The 20,289-nt window shown below is 69.4% G+C and carries 23 protein-coding genes and 1 tRNA gene; 16 read left to right on the top strand and 8 right to left on the bottom strand.

What is annotated here, in order from left to right; translation table 11 throughout:
• Nucleotides 1–40 precede the first annotated feature (40 nt).
• Nucleotides 41–550, bottom strand: coding sequence for a 2-oxo-4-hydroxy-4-carboxy-5-ureidoimidazoline decarboxylase (gene uraD, locus FHR90_RS06450; RefSeq protein ID WP_176624519.1), 510 nt, complete (start codon nucleotides 548–550; stop codon nucleotides 41–43).
• 53 nt (nucleotides 551–603) lie between these two features.
• On the opposite strand from uraD, the gene guaD reads away from it, so the two are divergent.
• A complete protein-coding gene (gene guaD, locus FHR90_RS06445) occupies nucleotides 604–1,902 on the top strand; it encodes a guanine deaminase (RefSeq protein WP_176624521.1) in 1,299 nt (432 codons plus the stop codon).
• A 119-nt stretch (nucleotides 1,903–2,021) separates the two neighbouring features.
• On the opposite strand, the gene rpsU is transcribed toward guaD, so the two are convergent.
• Nucleotides 2,022–2,225: a 30S ribosomal protein S21 gene (gene rpsU / locus FHR90_RS06440; protein ID WP_176612259.1), complete on the bottom strand. Its 204-nt coding sequence runs from the start codon at nucleotides 2,223–2,225 to the stop codon at nucleotides 2,022–2,024.
• A 238-nt stretch (nucleotides 2,226–2,463) separates the two neighbouring features.
• Here rpsU and def point away from each other — a divergent pair, with 238 nt between their 5' ends.
• The 4 genes from def (at nucleotide 2,464) to FHR90_RS06420 (ending at nucleotide 5,174) form a co-directional block, all read left to right on the top strand.
• The gene (gene def, locus FHR90_RS06435; RefSeq protein ID WP_176624523.1) at nucleotides 2,464–2,991 is read left to right on the top strand and encodes a peptide deformylase; all 528 of its coding nucleotides are present in this window, start codon (nucleotides 2,464–2,466) and stop codon (nucleotides 2,989–2,991) included.
• Between the two features lie 13 nt (nucleotides 2,992–3,004).
• Nucleotides 3,005–3,607 carry a COQ9 family protein gene (locus FHR90_RS06430; RefSeq protein WP_176624525.1) on the top strand — a complete coding sequence of 201 codons (603 nt, stop codon included), beginning with the start codon at nucleotides 3,005–3,007 and terminating at the stop codon, nucleotides 3,605–3,607.
• A gap of 77 nt (nucleotides 3,608–3,684) precedes the next feature.
• On the top strand, nucleotides 3,685–4,401 hold the full coding sequence (locus FHR90_RS06425; RefSeq protein ID WP_176624527.1) for a PadR family transcriptional regulator: 717 nt from the start codon (nucleotides 3,685–3,687) through the stop codon (nucleotides 4,399–4,401).
• A complete protein-coding gene (locus tag FHR90_RS06420) occupies nucleotides 4,398–5,174 on the top strand; it encodes an SIP domain-containing protein (RefSeq protein WP_266152802.1) in 777 nt (258 codons plus the stop codon). The genes FHR90_RS06425 and FHR90_RS06420 overlap by 4 nt, the downstream gene beginning before the upstream one ends.
• Before the next feature lie 49 nt (nucleotides 5,175–5,223).
• On the opposite strand, the gene FHR90_RS06415 is transcribed toward FHR90_RS06420, so the two are convergent.
• Genes FHR90_RS06415 through FHR90_RS06400 form a run of 4 tightly spaced genes read right to left on the bottom strand, consistent with a single transcriptional unit; the run spans nucleotide 5,224 to nucleotide 10,244 of the window.
• Nucleotides 5,224–6,570 carry an efflux transporter outer membrane subunit gene (locus FHR90_RS06415; RefSeq protein ID WP_183274941.1) on the bottom strand — a complete coding sequence of 449 codons (1,347 nt, stop codon included), beginning with the start codon at nucleotides 6,568–6,570 and terminating at the stop codon, nucleotides 5,224–5,226.
• Nucleotides 6,567–7,727, bottom strand: coding sequence for an HlyD family secretion protein (locus FHR90_RS06410; RefSeq protein WP_183274940.1), 1,161 nt, complete (start codon nucleotides 7,725–7,727; stop codon nucleotides 6,567–6,569). The genes FHR90_RS06415 and FHR90_RS06410 overlap by 4 nt, the downstream gene beginning before the upstream one ends.
• The gene (locus tag FHR90_RS06405; RefSeq protein WP_176625319.1) at nucleotides 7,724–9,289 is read right to left on the bottom strand and encodes a hypothetical protein; all 1,566 of its coding nucleotides are present in this window, start codon (nucleotides 9,287–9,289) and stop codon (nucleotides 7,724–7,726) included. The genes FHR90_RS06410 and FHR90_RS06405 overlap by 4 nt, the downstream gene beginning before the upstream one ends.
• Before the next feature lie 52 nt (nucleotides 9,290–9,341).
• Nucleotides 9,342–10,244, bottom strand: coding sequence for a branched-chain amino acid aminotransferase (locus FHR90_RS06400; protein WP_176625321.1), 903 nt, complete (start codon nucleotides 10,242–10,244; stop codon nucleotides 9,342–9,344).
• Between the two features lie 150 nt (nucleotides 10,245–10,394).
• Here FHR90_RS06400 and FHR90_RS06395 point away from each other — a divergent pair, with 150 nt between their 5' ends.
• From FHR90_RS06395 to FHR90_RS06385, 3 genes are read left to right on the top strand one after another with little or no spacing between them, the layout of a single operon-like run.
• Nucleotides 10,395–10,904: a MarR family transcriptional regulator gene (locus FHR90_RS06395; protein ID WP_266152803.1), complete on the top strand. Its 510-nt coding sequence runs from the start codon at nucleotides 10,395–10,397 to the stop codon at nucleotides 10,902–10,904.
• Nucleotides 10,901–11,602, top strand: a complete 702-nt coding sequence (locus FHR90_RS06390) for a response regulator (protein WP_183274938.1) — start codon at nucleotides 10,901–10,903, stop codon at nucleotides 11,600–11,602. The genes FHR90_RS06395 and FHR90_RS06390 overlap by 4 nt, the downstream gene beginning before the upstream one ends.
• A gap of 6 nt (nucleotides 11,603–11,608) precedes the next feature.
• Nucleotides 11,609–12,976 carry a sensor histidine kinase gene (locus tag FHR90_RS06385; protein WP_183274937.1) on the top strand — a complete coding sequence of 456 codons (1,368 nt, stop codon included), beginning with the start codon at nucleotides 11,609–11,611 and terminating at the stop codon, nucleotides 12,974–12,976.
• Between the two features lie 19 nt (nucleotides 12,977–12,995).
• Here FHR90_RS06385 and FHR90_RS06380 read toward each other — a convergent pair whose 3' ends face one another.
• Nucleotides 12,996–13,556 (bottom strand): outer membrane protein assembly factor BamE, encoded by a 561-nt coding sequence (locus FHR90_RS06380; RefSeq protein ID WP_176624477.1) that lies wholly within the window; start codon nucleotides 13,554–13,556, stop codon nucleotides 12,996–12,998.
• A 152-nt stretch (nucleotides 13,557–13,708) separates the two neighbouring features.
• On the opposite strand from FHR90_RS06380, the gene FHR90_RS06375 reads away from it, so the two are divergent.
• From FHR90_RS06375 to FHR90_RS06345, 7 genes are all read left to right on the top strand, one after another.
• Complete coding sequence (locus FHR90_RS06375; protein WP_176624479.1) at nucleotides 13,709–14,257, top strand: YceD family protein; 549 nt, start codon at nucleotides 13,709–13,711, stop codon at nucleotides 14,255–14,257.
• A gap of 258 nt (nucleotides 14,258–14,515) precedes the next feature.
• Entirely contained in the window at nucleotides 14,516–14,728 is a 213-nt protein-coding gene (rpmF, locus tag FHR90_RS06370) for a 50S ribosomal protein L32 (protein WP_176624481.1), read from the top strand.
• A gap of 38 nt (nucleotides 14,729–14,766) precedes the next feature.
• Nucleotides 14,767–15,882, top strand: coding sequence for a phosphate acyltransferase PlsX (plsX, locus tag FHR90_RS06365; protein WP_176624483.1), 1,116 nt, complete (start codon nucleotides 14,767–14,769; stop codon nucleotides 15,880–15,882).
• A complete protein-coding gene (locus FHR90_RS06360; protein WP_394367843.1) occupies nucleotides 15,876–16,856 on the top strand; it encodes a beta-ketoacyl-ACP synthase III in 981 nt (326 codons plus the stop codon). The genes plsX and FHR90_RS06360 overlap by 7 nt, the downstream gene beginning before the upstream one ends.
• A 141-nt stretch (nucleotides 16,857–16,997) precedes the next feature.
• Nucleotides 16,998–17,318: an integration host factor subunit alpha gene (locus tag FHR90_RS06355; protein ID WP_176624487.1), complete on the top strand. Its 321-nt coding sequence runs from the start codon at nucleotides 16,998–17,000 to the stop codon at nucleotides 17,316–17,318.
• Nucleotides 17,308–17,892: a MerR family transcriptional regulator gene (locus FHR90_RS06350; RefSeq protein WP_183274936.1), complete on the top strand. Its 585-nt coding sequence runs from the start codon at nucleotides 17,308–17,310 to the stop codon at nucleotides 17,890–17,892. Before FHR90_RS06355 ends, FHR90_RS06350 begins: the two co-directional genes overlap by 11 nt.
• Before the next feature lie 76 nt (nucleotides 17,893–17,968).
• A tRNA-Pro gene (locus tag FHR90_RS06345) sits at nucleotides 17,969–18,042 on the top strand.
• Nucleotides 18,043–18,093: 51 nt separating this feature from the next.
• Here FHR90_RS06345 and FHR90_RS06340 read toward each other — a convergent pair.
• The gene (locus FHR90_RS06340) at nucleotides 18,094–19,215 is read right to left on the bottom strand and encodes an AI-2E family transporter (protein ID WP_176625712.1); all 1,122 of its coding nucleotides are present in this window, start codon (nucleotides 19,213–19,215) and stop codon (nucleotides 18,094–18,096) included.
• 125 nt (nucleotides 19,216–19,340) lie between these two features.
• On the opposite strand from FHR90_RS06340, the gene FHR90_RS06335 reads away from it, so the two are divergent.
• Nucleotides 19,341–20,285, top strand: coding sequence for an acetamidase/formamidase family protein (locus FHR90_RS06335; RefSeq protein ID WP_176625714.1), 945 nt, complete (start codon nucleotides 19,341–19,343; stop codon nucleotides 20,283–20,285).
• Nucleotides 20,286–20,289: the final 4 nt, after the last annotated feature.

Below are 20,289 nucleotides of genomic sequence, written 5' to 3'. Positions count from 1 at the left end.
TCGTTCTTGTCAGGAATCAACGTGGCGGAGGCGCTGGCGTTCAGCGCAGGTCGTTGATGCGGTACCAGGCGATGCGCCCGATCTGGAACAGGGCGGCCGCATGTTCCTCGTCGGGCGTGTTGCTGACGCGCCGCGACATCGAGTCGATCAGGCTGCCGAGGCTGTGGTCGCGCAGGGCAGCGATGAACGGAAAGCCGAATTTCTGCGCATAGTCGCGGTTGAACTGGTCGAGCCGGTCGTAATCCTCGCTGGCGAGGTGATCGAGGCCGAGCGAGGCCTGCTCGTCGCGCGAATGCGGCGTCAGCACGCCCGCGCGTGCCAGCCGGCCGCCGAGATCGGGATGCGCGCGGATCACCTGATCCTGTTGCGCGCGCGGCGCCTGCATCAGCACGTCCTGCATGCGGCGGGCGAGGTCGTCGCGGTCCCGGAACGGCCGCTTCGCCCAGGCGGCTTCGGCGATCCAGGGCGAGTGCTCGTAGACCGCACCGAGCCGGGCGACGAATTCCGCCTCTGTGCCACTGTTCAGCGCGTCGATGACCGGATCGCTCATGCAATGGAGCATGGACCTTCTCGGCGGTGCTGGCGAGAGGCTAGTTTGGCCGGATGCCCGCCGAACCGACCCCGCCCGACAGCTACGCCCTGCGCGGCTGCATCGTCAGCTTCGATGCCGAAGACGACACCCCGACGGTGTTCGACGACGGCGCGGTGGTGGTGTCGCGTGGCCGCATCGCCGCGGTGGGACCGGCAGCACTGCTGGACGCCCATCCGGGCATCGAGACGCTCGATCATCGCGGCCGGCTGATCCTGCCGGGCTTCATCGATACCCATGCGCATTATGTACAGACCCAGGTGATCGGCTCCTATGGCAAGCAGTTGCTGGACTGGCTGGGCGGCTACGTGTTTCCCGAGGAAGCCCGTGCCGCCGACCCGGCCCATGCCGCCACATTGGCCGGCTTCTTTCTCGATGAACTGCTCCGCAACGGCACCACCAGCGTGTGCGCCTATTCGTCGGTGCATGCCGCTGCGGCGGACGCACTGTTCGCCGCGGCGGCATCGCGCGGGATGCGGCTGATTTCCGGCAAGACGATGATGGACCGCAACGCGCCGCCCGAGCTGTGTGATACGGCGCAGACGGGGGCGGCCGAGAGTGTCGCCCTGCTGTCGCGATGGCACGGGCAGGGCAGGGCCGGCTACGCGATCACGCCGCGTTTCGCGATCACCTCCACCCCCGCCCAGCTCGAAGCGAGCGCGGCACTGGTGCGCGCGCATCCGGAATGCTGGGTGCAGACGCATCTGAGCGAGAACCACGCCGAGATCGCCACCGCCTGCGGTCTTTATCCTGAGGCGCGCGACTATACCGACATCTATGACCGGCACGGTCTTCTCACCGAGCGCACCCTGCTCGGGCATTGCATCCATCTGTCGGATCGCGAGCTCGACGTGATCGCGCGGCGGCGCTCGGTGGCGGTGTTCTGCCCGACTTCGAACCTCTTTCTCGGCTCAGGGCTGTTCGATCTCGCCCGGATGCGCGCGGCGGGGGTCAGGTTGTCGCTGGCCACCGATATCGGCGGCGGCACCGACTACTCGATGCTGCGCACCGCCGCGGAGGCCTACAAGATCCTCCAGCTCCAGGGGCAGAGCTGGCCGGCGCGGGCGGCGTTTCGGCTGATGACGCGCGGCAATGCGGAGGCGCTGGGTCTGGCGGGCGAGATCGGCCGGATCGCGCCGGGTCTGGCCGCCGATCTGGTCGTGCTCGACCCTCGCGCCACCCCGGCAATGGCGCATCGCGCCGACCGGCCGATGCGTGACCTCGACGAGACGCTGTTCATGCTGATGACGATGGGAGACGACCGCGCCGTGGCCGAAACCATCGTTGGCGGTCGACGGGTGGCCCGGCACTGACGGCGGCACGGATCGGCCGGCCGCAAAAAAACCGGAGCCCCCCGCTGGGAAGCTCCGGTTTCTCGTATCCGTCCTCGGCGTCAAGCCGCGAGGCCCGCAGGCCCCACGCGGAGAGGTTTTTAGAACCCCTCGCGCTCGATGCGCTTGCGCTCCATCTTGCGCGCACGGCGCACGGCCTCGGCCGCCTCGCGCGCCTTGCGCTCGGAGGGCTTCTCGTAGTGGCGACGCAGCTTCATCTCGCGAAACACTCCTTCGCGCTGCATCTTCTTCTTCAGCGCCTTGAGCGCCTGGTCGACATTGTTGTCGCGAACGAGAACCTGCACTGGGCCGTCATCTCCTGGTCGCGCGCTCGCGCGACGAACTCTTTCGGTTTTGCGGCCACAGCATCGGGCGCATGTGTCTGTGCGCCCCAGGCCAGTCCGCCAAGGAGCGCGGCGTATAACATGCCGGTTTGCGATTCTCCAAGCCTTTTGCGCATGGCCGACCGGCGGGGCGCGGTGAGCTCTGTCCTCCGCGTCAGGGTGTTTTGGCCTGGGCCGGAGAGACGCTAGACTGGTCCGCATGGCCTTGCTGAAAATCGCCCGCATGGGCCACCCGGTGCTGCTGCGACGTGCCGATCCTGTCACCGATCCGACCGATCCCGAAATTACCCGGCTGGTCGATGACATGCTGGAGACGATGCTGGATGCGCGAGGGGTGGGGCTCGCCGCACCCCAGGTGCATCGCTCGCTGCGTCTGTTTGTCTATCGCGTGCCCGCCGAACGCAGCGCCGGCGAGGGTGATCCGCCGGTCGAGGCTGGGGTCCTGATCAATCCGGAACTCGAACTGCTGGGCGAGTCACGGGTGGGACGGCTGGAAGGCTGCCTGTCGATCCCGGGCCTGCGCGGGGTGGTGCCACGCGCCGAACGGGTACGCTATCGCGGTGTCGACCGCAGCGGCGCAGTCGTCGAGGGTGAGGCGGGCGGGTTCCTCGCCAATGTGCTGCAACACGAATACGATCACCTCGACGGCATTCTCTACCCGGCCAGGATGGAGGACGCGTCGCGGATGGGGTTCGAGGACGAGGTGGCCCGGTTCGGGCCGATGTAAGAAGGAAACGAGCATGCCGCCGATCGAACGCAGCGCCGAACGTGATGCAGCCATCGAGGCCGTGCTGCCGGCCATCGCCTTCGGCGGCTGGACGATCGCCAATCTGCGCGAGGCCGCCGGAGCGGATGCCGACCTGCTGTTTCCCGGCGGCACCATCGACCTCGTCGAGGCCTATGTCGACTATGCCGATCGCCGCATGGAGACGGCCGCTCGTGCCCTTTTCGCCGGCCGCACCGCCGGGCTGACCCAGCGTATCCGTGCGCTGATCGGACTGCGGCTGGACCAGGCGGCCGGCGAGCGCGAGGCGATCCGCCGGGCCCTGGCGATCCTCGCACTCCCCCTCCATGCGCGCGCGACGGCGCGGATCACCGCGCGCACGGTTGATTCGATCTGGCATGCGGCCGGCGACACCTCGGCGGATTTCTCCTGGTACACCAAGCGCGCCATCCTCGCGGCAGTGTGGAGTGCCACATTGCTGTTCTGGCTGTCGGACATGAGTGGCGGCGAGGCGACGATGGAGTTCCTCGACCGCCGTCTCGCGGGGGTGGCGCGGCTCGGCCGGTTGCGGGCGCGGCTGACGGGCCGGCTGCGCCGCGTGGCGCCACAGGTCGGGTGAGGGGGCGTGTGCCGATTTCGCTTGCAACTCATCTATCGCAAAACATATCGTAAGACATGTCTTACGGAGTAAATGCGATGCGTTTCAGACGCGAGCCCATCCACGATGCCTTCGAGCGTCAATTCGATGCCTTCGCCCGCTGGGCCAGCCACGGCGGCCCCGACCGCGGGCGCGATGGCGGTCCACCGCGCGGTCGCGATGATGACCCGCGTGGCGACGGGCGCCGCGGCGGACGGTTCGGCCGTCGCTTCGGCCGTGACTTCACCGCCGGTTTCGGCGAGCACATCGCCGCGCGAAAGTTCACCAGCGCCCAGCTCCAGCTGCTGCTGCTGGCCCTGCTGGAATCGGCGCCTGCCCATGGCTACGAGCTGATCCGGGAGCTGGAGCAGCGCTCCGGCGGCTTCTATGCGCCGAGCCCCGGCATGGTCTATCCGGCGCTCACCTTCCTCGACGAGACCGGGCTCGCGGAGGCGACCGCCGAGGGCAATCGCAAGCTCTACACCATCACCGGCGCGGGTCGGGCGCATCTCGATGCCGGCCGCCAGGAGGTCGAGGCGATCTTCGGCTTTCTCGACCGCATCGGTGGGCGGATGGAGGCGGTCCGCGAGGCGTTCAGCGGGGTGGGCGACGCCGATCCCGCCGCCGCGGAGGAGCTCCACCGTGCCCGTCACGCGCTCAAATCGGCACTGATCCGCGCCCGGGGGGCTGCTCCTGACGAGGCGCGGCGGATTGCCCGCATCCTCGACGAGGCCACGCGGCAGATCCTCCGTCCGACGCCGGAGAGCGAGCGGTGAGCGCGCTGTTTCCCGCGAGCCCGCGAGGCGTAGGCGGCCTGGCCGCTCCGCGTGCAGGTGTTCCGCGCCGGACCGGCGAGGTGGTGGCCGTGAAGACGATCAGTCCGGCGATGCGCCGGATCGTCTTCGGCGGTCCGGAGATGGAGGGCTTCACCTCCCTCGCCCCGGATGACCATGTGAAGCTGTTCTTCGACACGCCGGAGGGCGAGAGCGTGGCGCGCGATTATACGCCGCGCCGCTTCGATGCGGTGCGCGGTGAGCTGACGATCGATTTCGTCCTGCACCGGCATGCCGGGCCGGCCTCGGCCTGGGCCGAAGCGGCGCGGATCGGCCAGCGCCTGTCGATAGGCGGCCCGCGCGGCTCCCGCCCGGTGCCGCCCACCGACCGCTGGCTGCTGATCGGCGACGAGACCGCCCTGCCGTCGATCGCGCGCCGGCTCGAGGAACTGCCGCTCGGAACCTCTGTGACCGCGATCATCGAGATTGCCGACGAGGCTGCCGAACTGCCGCTCTCCACCCCTGCCGGGCTGCATCTCCTGTGGCGCCACCGCCGCGCCGCCGCGCCGGGTTGCACCCGCCTGCTCGACCAGGCAATCGAATCGCTCGACGCGCCGCTGCTCGCAGGCGAGATCTGGATCGCCACCGAGATCGACACTGCCCGCCGCCTGCGCAGCCATCTGGTCGAGGAACGCCAGATCCCGCGCGCACGTGTCCATGCCGCCGGCTACTGGCGTCTTGGCGAAGCCGGCGCGCATGCGCGGATCGAGGGCTGAGAGACCGTTTCAAAAGGCCCGGCACCGGCCGGAACAGGCTTTGAGACGATTATCCTCCGCCGATCGCCTGGTACAGCGTTGCCGCCTGCGACAGGCGCGCCGCGCGGATCTGGATCAGGTCGAGGGCGGAGGACAGTGAGGTCCGTTCCGCGTCGAGCACGGTGAGATAGTCGGTGTAGCCGACGCTGTTGCGATGCTTCGTGTCGCGCAGCGTGCGGTCGTTGTCGTCGAGCAGGCGCGCTGCCGCCTGTTCCTGCTCGGCGAGGCGGGTGATGGCGGCCAGCGCGTTCTCGACCTCGGCAAATGCGGCGAGGGACGCGGCGCGGTAGGCCCAGGCGGCCTGGTCGCGTTCCGAGGCGGCGATGTCGGCATTGGCGCGGAGCTGTCCACCGACGAAGATCGGGGCGAGCAGGCTGCCGCCGACCGACCACATGGTGCCGCTGAACTGCAGCCCGCCGGCCGAGGTCACGATCTCGGGCGAAAGCGTGATGTCGGGCAGGAAGGCGGCGCGCGCGGAGGCCAGCGAGTGGTCGGCGGCGACGATCTGGTCGGCCGCCGAGATCAGGTCGGGGCGCCGGGCGAGCACGCGGGCAGGGATCGGCGCCACGGGGCCAGGCAGCGGCAGCTCCATCAGCGGCCGCCCGCGCGGGATGTCGGCAGGCGGGCTGCCGAGCAGGGTGGCGAGCGCCGTCTCCTGCTGGGTGATGGTCAGCCGGGTGGAGGCGATCTGGGCGAGGGCCGCAGCGACCTGGGAATCCGCCTGATAGGCGGCGGAGGCCTGTGCGTAGCCGACCGCCACCTGATGGCGCACGCGCGCGGCTTCGGCCTGGCGGTTGGTCAGCGTGTCTTGTAACAGCGCCAGGGCGGCGTCGGAGGCGCGCAGCGCCACGTAGTCGCGTACGGTGTCGGCAATCAGGCGCAGGCGGACGGTGTCGCGGTCGGCGGCGGTGGCGAGCGCCTGGGCGCGGGCGGCGCGGGTCGCCTCGCGCAGGCGGCCGAACAGGTCGACATCGAAGGACAGTGCCCCGCCGATGATGTACTGGCTGTAGTCGATGCCGTTGACATGCGCCCGGCCGGTGCCGTCGACCTCGCCGGTGATGTGCGGCAACTGTGCGCTCAGTGCGAGACGGGTTTCCGCCTGGGCTTCGAACACGCGCTGGATGGCGCTCTGCAGGTCAGGGTTGTGGGCGAGGGCCCGGGCGACGAGCTGGCCGATCACCGGATCTCCGAAACGGTCCCACCAATGTGGGTCGAGTCTGGCGTCGGTCGCGCCGCTGCCAAGTTCGTGGCGCCAGAAGGGCGGGGCGGTGACGGCGGCGCCTTTCGGAGGCGTCGGGTAGGGGCCGCGACAGCCGGCCAGCCCTGCCGCCAGCAGCACGAGTGCGCGCCACTTCATGGCGCGGTCTGGGTCGCGGTGATGGTCTGGGCGTCGGCAGGGGGCGCCGTGCCGCCGGTTGTCGAGACAAAACTCTCCACCGACATGCCGGGACCGAGCCGGTCGAGGAGCGGCTGGTTCGGGTCGACGGCGATATAGACCCCGATGCGGCGCGGGATCTTGACGAAATTGCCGGTCGCGGTGTCGGGCTTGACGGCGGAGAATTCGCTGCCCGTCGCATCCGAGATGCGCAGTACGCGGCCGGTGAAGCGCTGGCCGCCGAGCGCGTCGACGGTGAAGCTGGCCGCCTGCCCGACGCGGATACGGGCGGTCTGCGCCTCCTTGAAATAGGCGACCACCCAGCGCTCGTCCGGCACAAGCGAGAACAGGGTGGTGCCGGCCGAGACGAAGGCGCCGACCCAGGTGCCGCCGGTCTCGCCGAGGCGGCCATCGGCCGCGGCGGTGATGGTGGTGCGGCTGAGATCGATCTTCGCCGAATCCAGCGCCGCCTGGGCGTTCTGCAGGTTGGCGGCCAGGGAACGCTCCTGCACGCGGGCGGAATCGACGGCGGCGACCCCGGCGGCGATATCGGCTTCGGCCTGCGCGACGGTGGCGCGCGCACTGCGCAGCGTCGCCTCGTCCTGGTCGTAGATGGCGCGCGAGACGCTGCCGTCGCCGACCAGGGCGCGGGCGCGGTCGAAGTCACGCCGGGCGCGGACCTCGCTCGCCTGCGCGGACAGCAGGGCTGCACGACGTTGCTGCAACTGGGCGGCGGCGGTTTCCCGGGCCTGCTGGTTGTTGGCGAGGTTGGCGGCCGCGCTGGCGACGTTCGCCTGCGCCTGCTCGACCTGGGCGCGGTAGCTGCTGGGGTCGATCTGCACCAGCACGTCGCCCTTGTGGACGCGCTGGTAGTCGTTGACGGTGACGCGGGCGATATAGCCCGAGACCTGCGGTGCGATCACGGTGACGCGGCCGTGGACGTAGGAATCGTCGGTGTGCGGGCCGCCGGCGCCGAAGGGCGTCAGCTCGAAGGCGCTGAGGATGCACAGCACGATGACCACGGCCAGCACCATCATGCCGAGCAGCACCGGAATGGTCCGCGAGGGTGGCCGCCAGGTGGCGGGGGGCTGTTTCGGCGCGTCCTCGGACGAGGCGGGCTGGTCGGTCTGTCCGCTCATCGGGTGGGCTTCTCCTGGCCGGTCTCGCGCCATGCGCGCCACAGGATGCGGCCGAGCATGAACAGGGCGACGGCGATCGCAAGGTCGCGGACGAAGCCGAAGACGTTGAGATAGCCGAGCGTATTGGACTGCGTCTGCAGCATCGACGACAGCGCGGACCGGCCCAGCGCGCGCAGCCGGGCGGCGGTGTCGGCGGTGGCGGGAAGCTGCTGGCTGAGCGAGAGCAGCGTGTATTGCTGATAGTAGTAGTGCAACGATCCGAGCACCGCAGAGCCGATCACGCTGCCGAGGCTCTGGGCGGCGGAGAACACCAGGATCGTCGAGATGAAATGCGACGGGTCCGATTTCAGCACCAGCGAGATCCCGTAGACCAGTGCCGGGGCGACGAACATCGTCGTGCCGAGGCCGAGCAGCATCTGCGAGAACCAGAACTCCCGCGGCCGGCTGAGTTCGTTGCTGCCGGTATCGATCCAGGCTGCGACGCCGATCAGGAACAGTGCCGCGATGCACAGCACAGGGATGGTCTTCGGCGTGATCAGGAAGGCGACTGCGATCGCGCCGCACACCATGCCGGCGAGCACGAATCCGTAGAACGTATGCAGCTGGTCGTTGATCAGCCCGGCCTGCGAGAACAGCCCCGAGACCCCGGTGCTCTGTTCGCCCAGCACGATGCGCTCCATCACGGCGACGGCGACGAACTGGATCACCACCCAGCTCGAGAGCCATTCGACCTGCAGCAGCGGCGTCGTCCGGCACAGCTCCATCGCGATCGCCGCCGCACCGAACAGCGTCGCCATCACCAGCAGGGCGCCGAGCCAGGGCGTGTCGGTCCACCACAACGTCCGGCCCAGCGCCAGCACCGCCGTGAGCGGCAGGATGGTGGCGTAGAGCAGCCCGGCCGAAAGACCGTCGAGCGGGTTGATGACGCGGGCGGTGTAGGTCGGCGGCAGCGGGAACGCCACCACCAGCAGCAGGCACAGCGCCGACATCGCTGTCGCCAGCCGGATGAAGCCCGCATTGCCGAGCGCCGTCAGGGTGTCGACCGGCACCATCGCCGCGAGTGGGGTCGCCATCTGCACGCTGCAGATGCCGAGCACGATCGCCGACAGCCGGTACGATTTCGGCAGCGCCTGGATGAAGTAGTAGATGCCGCTCGCCACGCAGGTCGACACCATCAGCCCGTTGAGGGCGCGGTTGACCAGCAGCGCCGGATAGGCCGGCCAGACCACGCAGACCAGGCCGCTTGCGATGTCGAGCCCCAGCATCAGCCGCTGCATCAGATGCAGGCCGAACTGCTGGCGACCCTTGATGACGACGAGATTGGCGAACGACGAGCCCGAGACGAAGGCGATCACCAGCCAGCTCGCCTCGGCGCTGGTCAGCCCGGCCTCGCCCGCGACCGAGGAGATGTTGGCGCTCAGCAGCGCATTCTCGGTGGCGGCGGCGAGCGAGAGGAAGATGCCGATCGCCACATAGAGCATGCGTCGCCACATCGGATGATGGGCGATGAACGGGGCACCCAGTACCGCCGGACGTTCGAGATCGGAGTCCTGGGTCGCCATCGCGTCAGGCTAGAATCATTTCCTGCACGTGACGATACGCCTTCGCCAGGCGTCAGGCCGCGAGGCGCTGGGCCGCTTCCTCGGGCGAGAGCCGCACCAGAGCCTCGTAATCGCCCAGCAGGGTCTCGGTGATCGCGCCGGGGGTGAAGGTGAGGTCGCCGATCGCGCGGACCGGCGTGACCTCGGCGGCGGTGCCGGCGAGGAACACTTCCTGGGCGTCCTTGATCTCGTCGAGCGCGATGATGCGCTCCACCACCTCGATCTGGCGCTTGGCGGCCAACGCCATCACCGTGCGGCGGGTGATGCCATCAAGGAAGCAGGTCGGGGTGGGGGTGTGCAGCTTCCCGTCGATGGCGAAGAAGATGTTCGCACCGGTGGCCTCGGCGACATTGCCCTGCCAGTCGAGCATCAGCGCATCATCGAACCCCTCGGCCTCGGCATGGTGCTTGCTCATCGTGCCGATCATGTAGAGGCCGGCGGCCTTGGATGCGGTCGGCGCGGTCTCGGGGTGCGGGCGCTTCCAGTTCGCCAGGCCCAGCCGGACGCCCTTCATGCGGTTCTCGCCGAACAGGTTCGGCCAGGCCCAGCAGGCGATCATCAGGTGGATCTTGGTGTTCTGCGCCGACACCGAAAGCTGCTCCGAGCCGCGCCAGGCCAGCGGGCGCACATAGGCATCGGTATAGTTGTTGGCCGCCAGGGTCTCGACGCAGGCGGCATCGATCTGTTCGGCGGTCCAGGGGATCTCGAAGCCGAGGATCCGCGCGGACGCGATCAGCCGCTCGGTGTGCTCGCGCAGCTTGAAGATGTTGCCGGCATACGCGCGCTCGCCCTCGAACACGACCGAGGCATAGTGCAGGCCATGGGACAGGACATGCAGCTTGGCGTCGCGCCAGTCGATCAACTCGCCATCCCACCAGATCAAACCGTCGCGATCGTCGAAGGGCACCAGGGCCATCGGGTCCGTCCTGTCGTGTCGAAGAGAGGCCTCGACTCCTAGGAGGGGCGTTGAGGCAAGTCAACGAAGCTGTCTTACTTGCCATCGATGCCGACCCCTGCCCGCGCCACGCCTCCGAGTCGATCCGATCCCGCCCTCCGGCCGGCGCCGGTGGAGACCGCGCCGAACCCGGCCGGGGCGGGATTGCTGTTCCTGCGCGAGGAGCAGCTGCGGCTGGCGCAGGACATGATCTTCTTCGCCTATCGTGACCTGACCGGAGCGGCGGATGCGGTGCTCGACGAACTCGGCCTGGGCCGGGCGCATCACCGGGTGCTGCATTTCGTCGGCTCGCGCCCGGAGCTGACGGTGAGCGAGCTGCTCGGTCTGCTGCGCATCACCAAGCAGTCCCTCGCCCGCGTGCTCGGCGCGCTGATCGCGCGCGGCTATGTGCTGCAGGCCCGCGGCGCGCGCGACCGACGCCAGCGCCGCCTGTCGCTGACCGAGGCGGGCCGGGCACTGGAACGGCGGCTGTTCGAGGCGCAGCGCGAGCGGCTGGTGGCCGCGTATCGCGAGGCGGGCGGGCCGGCGGTGGAGGGGTTCCGCCGCGTGCTGCGCGGGCTGATGGAGACCGACACGCGTGGGCTGGTCGAGCCGGAGCCGAACCGGGACGCGCGTCGATGAACAGTCTGGACGAGCCGGGTCATGTGCTGGTCGTCGATGACGATGCGCGCCTGCGGCGGCTGCTGCAGCGCTATCTGACCGAGAACGGCTTTCGGGTGTCGGGGGCTGCTTCCGCAGTGGAGGCACGTCGGCTGCTCGACGCGATGATGCCCGATGCGCTGGTGCTGGATGTGATGATGCCGGGCGAGAGCGGGCTGGACCTGACCGAGTCGCTGCGCGCGGCCGGCAGCGGCCTGCCGATCCTGCTGCTGACCGCGCGCGGGGCGCCGGATGACCGTATCGCCGGGCTGGAGGCGGGCGCGGACGATTATCTCGGCAAGCCGTTCGAGCCGCGCGAGCTGCTGCTGCGGCTGCGTGCGCTGTTGCGGCGCATCGCGCCGCCCGCGCCGAGCGAGAACGACCGTCCGGTAAGGCTGGGGGCGGCGGAGTTCGATCCCGTCAGCGGGCGGCTGGAAGGCGAAGGGGCGGCGCATCTGACCGGCGGCGAGGCGGCGCTGCTGACCCTGCTGGCGCGGCACCCGAACGAAATCCTCTCGCGCGAGGAGATCGTGCGTGCGCTGGGGATGGACGAGACCGCCGAGCGGGCGATCGACGTGCAGGTCACCCGCCTGCGCCGCAAGCTCGAGACCGACCCGCGCGAGCCGCGCTTCCTGCATACGGTGCGGGGTCGCGGTTACGTATTGCGGCCGGGGAACTAGCGCTCCATGCGCCTCGGCATCGGCGGGTTCAACCTGGGGCAGAAGGTGGAGCGGCCGCTGCGCCGGGTGCTGCCGCGCAGTCTGCTCGGGCGCTCGCTGCTGATCGTGCTGATCCCGCTGGTGGCGACCCAGGCGGTGGCGCTGTTCCTCTATTACGGCGCGCATCTCAACCTGCTGTCGCGGCGGCTGTCGAGCGCGGTGGCCGGCGAGATTATGCAGACCATCGTGCTGCTCGAACACGACCACGACCCTCGCGACCGCGCCGAGACGCTGCTGCGCGCGCAGGACAATTTCCAGCTCTCGATGCGCATCCGCCCCGGCGCCACCCTGGTGCCGCTGCGCCGGTCCAACATCATCGGCCCGATGGACGACGACCTCGCCTCCGCCCTGCGCCAGACCATCGCGCGCCCCTTCACCATGGACTGGGTGTCGGATCCGCACACGGTCCAGCTCCATATCCAGCTCCATGACGGGGTGCTGGACGTCGATGCGCCGCGCAAGCGTCTGGACACCGAGCCGCTGTATCTGTTCGTCGCCTGGGTGGCGGGCTCGTCGGTGCTGTTCGCCGCGGTCGCCTCGCTGTTCATGCGCAACCAGGTGCGCGCGATCCGGCGCCTCGCACGGGCGGCGGAGAATTTTGGCATCGGCCGCGACGATGGGCCGATCAAGCCGGAGGGCGCGCAGGAGGTGCGCAAGGCGGCAAGCGCCTTCAACCGCATGCGCGAGCGTCTGATCCGCTTCGTCGCCCAGCGCACCGACCTGCTGGCCGGCGTGTCGCACGACCTGCGCACGCCGCTGACACGCATGCGGCTGACGCTGGCGATGCTGCCGCAGCAGGGCACGATCGAGGCGGCCGATCTCGCCCCCGACATCGCCGGGCTGGTCGACGATGTCGAGGAGATGGAACGGATGGTCGGCGGCTATCTGGCGTTCGCACGCGGCGAGGGGGCCGAAGCCGCCCAACTCACCGACCTGGCCGCGATGGTGCAGGAGATCGCCGTCGGCGCGCGCCGGGCCGGGGCCGCGCAGGTGGTGGTGGAGGCGCCGCGCAGCCTGCCGATCGTGCTGCGGGCCGATGCGGTGCGTCGCGCGCTGACCAATCTGGTCGACAACGCCCGCCGTCATGCGGCGCATGTCACGCTGCGGCTGACCGCGCTGAACCGGCAGGCGCTGCTGTTCGTCGATGATGACGGTCCCGGCGTGCCTCAGGCGCGTCGCGAGGCGATCTTCCGCGCCTTCGAGGCGGGTGCGGGCGGCGGCACCGGGCTGGGCCTCGCCATCGCCCGCGACATCCTGCGCGCCCATGGCGGCGAGGTGACGATCGAGACCAGTCCCGAAGGCGGCGCCAGGGCGCGGGTGTTCCTGCCCTTGTAACGACGCATCCGCGGATGGCTCAGGGCAGGGAGTTGCCGCTGCCGCCGTGGCCGTAGCCGTTGTTGCCCATGCTGCCGAGACCGCCGAGGCCACCCAGGCCCGAGGCCGGGTTGTAGCGGCCGACATTGCCCAGCAACTGCTGCAGGATCGAGGCCTTGGAGCCCGGCGAGGGGGTGGTCTGACTGACCATGGCGACCTCGCGCGCGTCCTTGCCGGTCAGCAGTTTCATCGTCTGCAGCGTGCCGGAGGGCGCGAAGCTGAGCGCGATCACCCGCTGCTGGTCGATGCGCGGGAAGCCCATCACCACCGGCTCGGTGACCTCGCTGATATAGATCCAGGTGTTGTCATCGAAGGTGGCGCGGGTGGTGGGCGTGCCGAGGATCTGCTGCACGTCGGCCTGGGTCGAGGAGCCGGGCTGGATGTTGGCGAGGTCGTTTTGCTCGAACAGCAGGCCGCGCTGGGTCGGGATTGGGGCGAACAGCGAACATCCGTTCAGGGCGATGGCAAGGGTCGGCACGATCACGGCCGCCCAGCCGAGCCGGCGGCGCCTGGCAGGGGTTTGCGCAAGAGAAGATCGCATCGGGCCGCCTCGACATCCCGCCGCACCCCGCGATGGCGGGGGACCGGCTTGTTGCTGATCGGGTGCCCTATCGGCATCACGCTGTCAATTCGGCTGTGCTGCCTCTTGGCGACGGGCTTGCAAGGGCGGGGCGATGCGCTCAGATCAGACGCATGACCACAGAGCATCCGCCGGAGCTGAGCCGGCGCATTCCCGTCGACCGGATCGGCCGTCAGGGCCTGACCGTGGAGGTCGAGGCCCGGCCGGAGGAACTGGCGCCGCTGGCGCGTCGGCTGAACGTGCCGGCGGTGGCGTCGCTGCGCTGCCGCTTCGAACTCGGCGCGGTGCATGGCGGCACCATCGATGCACGGGGCGAACTGGAGGCGCACACTACCCGCATCTGCGTCGCCTCTCTGGAGCCGTTCGAGGAGGTGACGCGCGAGCGCTTCGCGCTGCGCTTCGTGCCCGAGGGGGAACTCGCCGAGGATGACGACATCGATGCGGTCGACGAGATCGGCTATGGCGGCAGTCAGATCGACCTTGGCGAGGCGGCGGTCGAGCAGCTCGGCCTCGCCCTCGACCCGTATCCGCGCCGGCCTGGCGTGGTGCTCGATGGCGTCGATTCGATCGACAGCGCGCCGATCGATGCCGACGACGCCGAGGCCGACGGTGCCCGGCCGAACCCGTTCGCGGTGCTGGCGCGGCGCGGCGAGCCAGGCTAGCCGGCGGCGGGGAGAGCAGCGGCGAGGATGGGCGAGCGGATCCTGGCGGGTCGAGGACGGCTCCGGCACGCAAAAGCGTCGCCCAGTCACCCCGGCCGGTCGCTCGGCAGCCTGCCGGCGTCAGGCAATGGCGGGAATCCCTTGCTTCGCGCCGGGTGCTCTGATAGACGGCCGCGCTTACATATCGACCATTCGGAACCGGATGGACGCCGATCACGCGTCCGCACCGACCGTCATCAACCGGAGGGGCTCAGTCCCATGGCTGTTCCCAAGAGAAAGACTTCGCCTTCGCGTGCCGGCATGCGCCGCAGCCACCATGCGCTCAGCGCGCCCTCCTACGCGGAGTGCAGCAACTGCGGCGAGCTCAAGCGCCCGCATCATGTCTGCAGCCATTGCGGCCATTATGACGGCCGCGAGGTCGTCGCCGGCGGCAATGACGGCCGCGGCCTCAAGGGTGCCGTGCGCGCCTGAACCGCCCCACGGCGCACGCAGGCACGGCTGAACCGGACATGGATGCTGGAATCGATCCGTCCCTCGACCGCTTCGACCTTGCGGTCGACGCGATGGGCGGTGACGGCGCCCCCGGAATCGTCATCGACGGACTCGCCATCGCCGCCACGCGTCATCCACGCGGGCGGTTCCTGGTGTTCGGCGACGAGGCGGTGGTCGCACCGCTGATTGCGGCCAAGGCGTTTCAGCCCGGCCAGGTCACGCTGCGCCACGCCTCGGAGCGGGTCAGCGGCGAGATGAAGCCGACCGTCGCGCTGCGACTGCGCGACTCGTCGCTGCGTCGGGCGATCGATTCGGTCGCCACCGGCGAGGCGGCAGGCGTGATTTCCGCCGGCAACAGCGGTGCGATGCTGGCCCTCGCCAAGATCGTCATCAAGACCATGCCCGGCATCGACCGTCCTGCGCTGGCAGCGATCGGTCCGTCGGCGAAGGGCGATGTGGTGATGCTCGATCTGGGCGCCAATCTCGCCTGCGATCCGCGCAATCTGGTGGAGTTCGCGATCATGGGCGAGGTCTTCGCCCGCTGCGTGCTCGGCCTGCCATCGCCGAGGGTCGGGCTGCTGAATGTCGGCTCCGAGGAGCAGAAGGGCGACGAGAAGCTGCGGCAGGCAGCCGAGACCCTGCGCGCCAGCCCGCTCGCCGACCAGTTCCACGGCTTCGTCGAGGGCCACGACATCACCGCCGGCACCACCGATGTGGTGGTTACCGACGGGTTCTCGGGCAATATCGCGCTCAAGACCGGCGAGGGCGCATTCCGCCTGGTCGGCAGCCTGCTCAAGCAGGTCTATGGCGGCAGCCTGCTGGCCAAGATCGGCTATCTGCTGGCCCGGCCAGGGCTGGAGCGGCTGCGCGAATGGCTCAATCCGGCCCGCTACAACGGCGCGGTGCTGATCGGGCTGAACGGCATCGTGGTGAAGTCGCATGGCGGCGCCGATGCGGAGGGCTTCGCCCACGCCACCGACCTCGCCTGGGATCTTGTGACGCATCAGGCGATCGGCCGTATCCGCGACGGGCTGGCCCAAGTGGCTCACGGCACACAGGCCGCCGCGGCGACGGTCGTGACAGGCGAGGCTGATCCGAAAACGGCCCGCGACATGGGGCAGGTGGTATCGTGAATCCGACACAGGTGGTCGTGGCCGGTATTGGCGGGTATCTGCCGCGCCGGGTGGTCACGAACGCGGACCTGGCCTCGACGATCGAGACCACCGACGACTGGATCGTCGAGCGGACCGGCATCCGCCAGAGACATCTGGTCGAGGACGGAGAGAACACCGTCTCGATGGCCGCCGCAGCGGCGCGGATTGCCCTCGACGCGGCCGGGGTGGCGCATGACGGCGTCGAGGCGGTGATCCTCGCCACCGCAACCCCGGATGACGCGTTCCCGGCCTCGGCGGTGCGCGTGCTCAACGAACTCGGTGCGATCGACGGCTTTGGCTTCGACATCTCCGCTGCGTGCAGCGGCTTCATCTATGCGCTGTCGGTGGCGGAGGCGTTCATCGCCTCGGGGCGCATCCGCAACGCGCTGGTGATCGGCAGCGAGGTCTATTCGCGGCTGATGGACTGGAACGACCGACGCACCTGCGTGCTGTTCGGCGACGGCGCAGGGGCCGTGTTCCTGCGCGCCGAACCTCAGGGCGAGGGCCAGCCGAAGCGCGGCATCCTGTCGACGCATCTGCATGCCGATGGCAGCCTGGGTGATCTGCTCTATGTCGATGGCGCCGTCGGCCAGCGCGAGCGGAGCGGTTATCTGCATATGAACGGCCGCGAGGTGTTCCGTCATGCAGTCGGCAAGCTGTCGGGCGCGGTCAGCGAGGCGCTGGAGGCGAACGGGCTCACTGCCGAGGACATTGACTGGCTGGTGCCGCACCAGGCCAATCTGCGCATCATCGACGGAGTCGGTCGCAAGCTGAACCTGCCGGCGGACCGGGTGGTGGTGACGGTGGACCGTCACGCCAACACCTCGGCGGCCTCGATCCCGCTCGCCCTCTATGAGGCGCATCGCGACGGACGCATCCAGCCCGGGCAGCTCGTGCTGCTCGAGGCGCTCGGCGGCGGCATGACGTGGGGCTCGGCACTCCTGCGCATGTGACGGGCTCGGCGAGGTGGGGCCAACCAGTGCGGTGTTACGGCAACACTCGACGTTTTATCGTTGAAATGCAGGGTGTTCACCCGCCTGTTTCGTGTCGGATGCAAATTGACGCCGACCGTCGCGGCTGCGTAGGGTTGTGCCATGAGCACGATCACGCGCGCCACGCTTGCCGAGCGGATCTATGCCGAGGTCGGCCTGTCGCGCAACGAGTCGGCCAGCCTGCTGGAGACCGTACTCGAGCGCATCGCTGCTGAGCTCGAAGCAGGAAAATCCGTCAAGATCAGTGGGTTCGGAACCTTTTCTGTCAGGCAGAAAGGGCGTCGTGTCGGGCGCAATCCCAAGACCGGCATCGAGGTGGCGATTCTGCCGCGCTCGGTGCTGGTGTTCCGGCCGAGCCAGGTGCTCAAGGCGCGGGTGAACGGCCAGACCGGCGATATGTCGGAGCTGGGCGATGACGACTGAGCCGGACGACGAGCCGTGGCCCGAGACGGGGCATGACGATCCGTCGGAGCCCCTGCACGACCCTGCCGAAGACGGCCCGGCAGGCTATCGCGCCCGGGTGAAGAAGGCACCGACGGCTTTTCGCACGATCAGCGAGGTGGCCGACGACCTTCACATCCCGCAGCATGTGCTGCGCTTCTGGGAACAGCGCTTCCCGCAGGTCCGCCCGCTCAAGCGCGGCGGTGGCCGACGTTACTACCGGCCCGAGGACGTCGAGCTGCTGCGCCGGATCTCCAGCCTGCTCTATGTGCAGGGTTACACGATCAAGGGCGTGCAGCGGCTGCTGCGCGAGGGCGCGCCGCTCGACGGGCCAGGGCTGCCGCCGCCGGGCGCGGCCGAGGCCGACGAGCCGGACGAGCTGCCGTTCGATCCGCCGCCGCAGCGCGTGCTCGAGATCCCCGCCCGTCCGGTCGGGCCGCCGGTGCCGTTGCCGCGCCCTGCCGCCGCCCGTCCGGAAGCGGGACCTGTCGACCGCGCGGCGCTGCGCGAACTGCTCGACAGTCTGCTCAGCCTGCGCGCTAGCCTGCGTGGCTGAAGACGCATTGCTTCGTCTTGCCGCGCGCCGCCCAGGCTGCTACATCCCGCCGGCACCGCGAGAGAGGCGGTCCTGACGGGCAGTAGCGCAGCCTGGTAGCGCATCAGTCTGGGGGACTGGGGGTCGTGGGTTCGAATCCCGCCTGCCCGATATTTCCGTAAGGTCGATCGCCTCTCTCGTTCGGGTTGCCGCCGCTGATCCCTACGTCTCGAAGCCGCGCCCGGTGAAATCGCGCCAGAGTTGCATCAGCACTGCCATCACCGCCGGGCCGACGAACAAGCCGAGCAGGCCCCAGCTCTCCACCCCGCCGAGAATGCCGAGCAGCACCCACAGGAACGGCAGCCGGGTCGCACCGCCGATCAGGGTGGGGCGGATGAAATGGTCGGCGACGAACACCACCAGCAGCCCGAACGCGCCGAGCCCGATCGCCACCGCCACCATGCCCTTGGCGAGCGCGAACAGGCAGGCGACGCCGAGGGCGACGATCACGCCGAGCGGGATCATCGCCGCCACCGCCGAGACCGCGCCGAGCAGGGCCGGGTGCGGGATGCCGGCGAGGATATAGGCAATGCCGAGCAGCACGCCTTCGCCGAGACCCACCAGCACCAGCCCGTCCACGGTGCCGTGGATGGAGGCCACCACCTGCCGTGCGATGGTCTCGCCGCGCGGGCCGAACAGCCGGCGCGAGGCGATTCGCATCTGTGCGGTGATGCTGTCGCCTTCGCGGAACAGGAAGAACAGCGTGACCAGCGTGAACAGAAACAGCGTGCCGCGATGGGCGAGCTGGGTGCCGATGTTGCGGCTGAGTGCGAGCAGCCCGCCCTCGTTCATCCGGTCGAGCAGGTCGGAGGCGTCGTCGGGATCGGAGAGATGCTCGCTCCACCAGCTCGCCACCGCCTCGCGGCCGAACGGCAGGTGATGCACCGCGCCCGGCACCGGCAGGCCCTGGTGGCGGGCCTGGTTGACCCAGGCGATCAGCCCGTGCGCCTCGCGCCCCGCCTCCAGCGCCACCAGGCTGAGCGGGATGATGAACACCAGCCCGACCGCGGCACTGAACACCAGTGGCAGGGCGATGTTGCCGCCAGTGCCGAACCGCGCCGCGCAACGCTGATACAGCGGCCAGGTGGCGATCGCGAACACCACGGCCCAGGCGATCGCGGGAAGGAAATTACCCAGCGTGTAGAGCCCCAGCAGCACCAGCGCGATCGCGAGCACCGTGCGCGCGATGCGCTGCAGGCGTGCGACGTCGCGCTGCTGTTCTCCCCGCGCCGTCGCCGCGCAGGTGCTCTCCGCGGTCGGGGAAGGGACGGAATCGGCAGCCATTTCGGTTCCTCAAGGATGGCGCTCCACGGCGCCGCGCGTCACACTGTGCGCCAGGTTCACATCGGGCACCATGCCGGGCCTTCGTCGGCGGCGGCGGCCCACAGACGCAACGAGGCCTGACAGACGTGACGACGCATCATCTTGCCGCCACACCCGAGACGATCACCCTCGGCATCTTCGATTCGAAGATCCCCGCGGTGCTGACCATCGACCCGGGCGACACCGTCAGCTTCGAGTGTCTCTCCGGCGGTCCGGAGGTGATGCCCGCCGATGGCACCGATTTCGTCGTGCCGGGCCTGCTGCGACGCATCCACGATGCCGGCCTGCCGCGCATCGGCACCCACATGACCACCGGCCCGGTGGCGATCCGCGGTGCCGAACCCGGTGACCTGCTGGAAATCCGCATCGATTCGATCGAGCCGGGCATGGATTGGGGCTATTGCGGCTATCGCCCGCTGGCCGGCACGCTGCCGGGCGATTTCACCACCGCCAATCTCTCCCATATCCCCATCGACCGCACACGGAAGGTGGCGAAGCTGCCCTGGGGGCCCGAGCTGCCGTTGCGGCCGTTCTTCGGCATCATGGGCGTCGCGCCGCCGCCGGAATATGGCCGGCTGTCGAGCAAGGAGCCGCGCAAGTTCGGCGGCAACATGGACAATCGCGAACTGACCGCCGGATCGACGCTGTATCTGCCGGTCTGGGTTCCGGGCGCGAATTTCTCCGCCGGCGACGGACATGGTCTGCAGGGCGATGGCGAGGTCTGCGTCAACGCGCTGGAGACGGCGCTGAACGGCGTGTTCACCTTCCAGCTCCACAAGGCGGTGCATGCGTCGATGCCGCGTGCGGAGACGCCGACGCATCTGATCACCATGGGGTTCGCCCCCAATCTCGATGACGCCATGAAGCAGGCGCTGCGCGAGGCGATCGCGCTGATCGCGCACAGGGCCGGCTGGAGCGCGGGCCAGGCCTACCAGACCTGTTCGCTGGCGGTGGATTTCCGCGTCACCCAGACGGTGAACGGCGAGGTCGGCATCCATGCGATGATCCCCAAATCGATCCTGCCGGGCTGAGTCG

The organism is Endobacter medicaginis (assembly GCF_014192375.1).
GTDB lineage: Bacteria > Pseudomonadota > Alphaproteobacteria > Acetobacterales > Acetobacteraceae > Endobacter > Endobacter medicaginis.
This window is presented reverse-complemented; position numbering and strand designations above follow the sequence as displayed.

Coding starts and splice junctions, on each gene's coding strand:
- uraD (WP_176624519.1), bottom strand. CDS start 550: ATGAGCGATCCGGTCATCGACGCGCTGAACAGTGGCACAGAGGCGGAA.
- guaD (WP_176624521.1), top strand. CDS start 604: ATGCCCGCCGAACCGACCCCGCCCGACAGCTACGCCCTGCGCGGCTGC.
- def (WP_176624523.1), top strand. CDS start 2,464: ATGGCCTTGCTGAAAATCGCCCGCATGGGCCACCCGGTGCTGCTGCGA.
- FHR90_RS06430 (WP_176624525.1), top strand. CDS start 3,005: ATGCCGCCGATCGAACGCAGCGCCGAACGTGATGCAGCCATCGAGGCC.
- FHR90_RS06425 (WP_176624527.1), top strand. CDS start 3,685: ATGCGTTTCAGACGCGAGCCCATCCACGATGCCTTCGAGCGTCAATTC.
- FHR90_RS06415 (WP_183274941.1), bottom strand. CDS start 6,570: ATGAAGTGGCGCGCACTCGTGCTGCTGGCGGCAGGGCTGGCCGGCTGT.
- FHR90_RS06410 (WP_183274940.1), bottom strand. CDS start 7,727: ATGAGCGGACAGACCGACCAGCCCGCCTCGTCCGAGGACGCGCCGAAA.
- FHR90_RS06405 (WP_176625319.1), bottom strand. CDS start 9,289: ATGGCGACCCAGGACTCCGATCTCGAACGTCCGGCGGTACTGGGTGCC.
- FHR90_RS06400 (WP_176625321.1), bottom strand. CDS start 10,244: ATGGCCCTGGTGCCCTTCGACGATCGCGACGGTTTGATCTGGTGGGAT.
- FHR90_RS06390 (WP_183274938.1), top strand. CDS start 10,901: ATGAACAGTCTGGACGAGCCGGGTCATGTGCTGGTCGTCGATGACGAT.
- FHR90_RS06385 (WP_183274937.1), top strand. CDS start 11,609: ATGCGCCTCGGCATCGGCGGGTTCAACCTGGGGCAGAAGGTGGAGCGG.
- FHR90_RS06380 (WP_176624477.1), bottom strand. CDS start 13,556: ATGCGATCTTCTCTTGCGCAAACCCCTGCCAGGCGCCGCCGGCTCGGC.
- FHR90_RS06375 (WP_176624479.1), top strand. CDS start 13,709: ATGACCACAGAGCATCCGCCGGAGCTGAGCCGGCGCATTCCCGTCGAC.
- rpmF (WP_176624481.1), top strand. CDS start 14,516: ATGGCTGTTCCCAAGAGAAAGACTTCGCCTTCGCGTGCCGGCATGCGC.
- plsX (WP_176624483.1), top strand. CDS start 14,767: ATGGATGCTGGAATCGATCCGTCCCTCGACCGCTTCGACCTTGCGGTC.
- FHR90_RS06355 (WP_176624487.1), top strand. CDS start 16,998: ATGAGCACGATCACGCGCGCCACGCTTGCCGAGCGGATCTATGCCGAG.
- FHR90_RS06350 (WP_183274936.1), top strand. CDS start 17,308: ATGACGACTGAGCCGGACGACGAGCCGTGGCCCGAGACGGGGCATGAC.
- FHR90_RS06340 (WP_176625712.1), bottom strand. CDS start 19,215: ATGGCTGCCGATTCCGTCCCTTCCCCGACCGCGGAGAGCACCTGCGCG.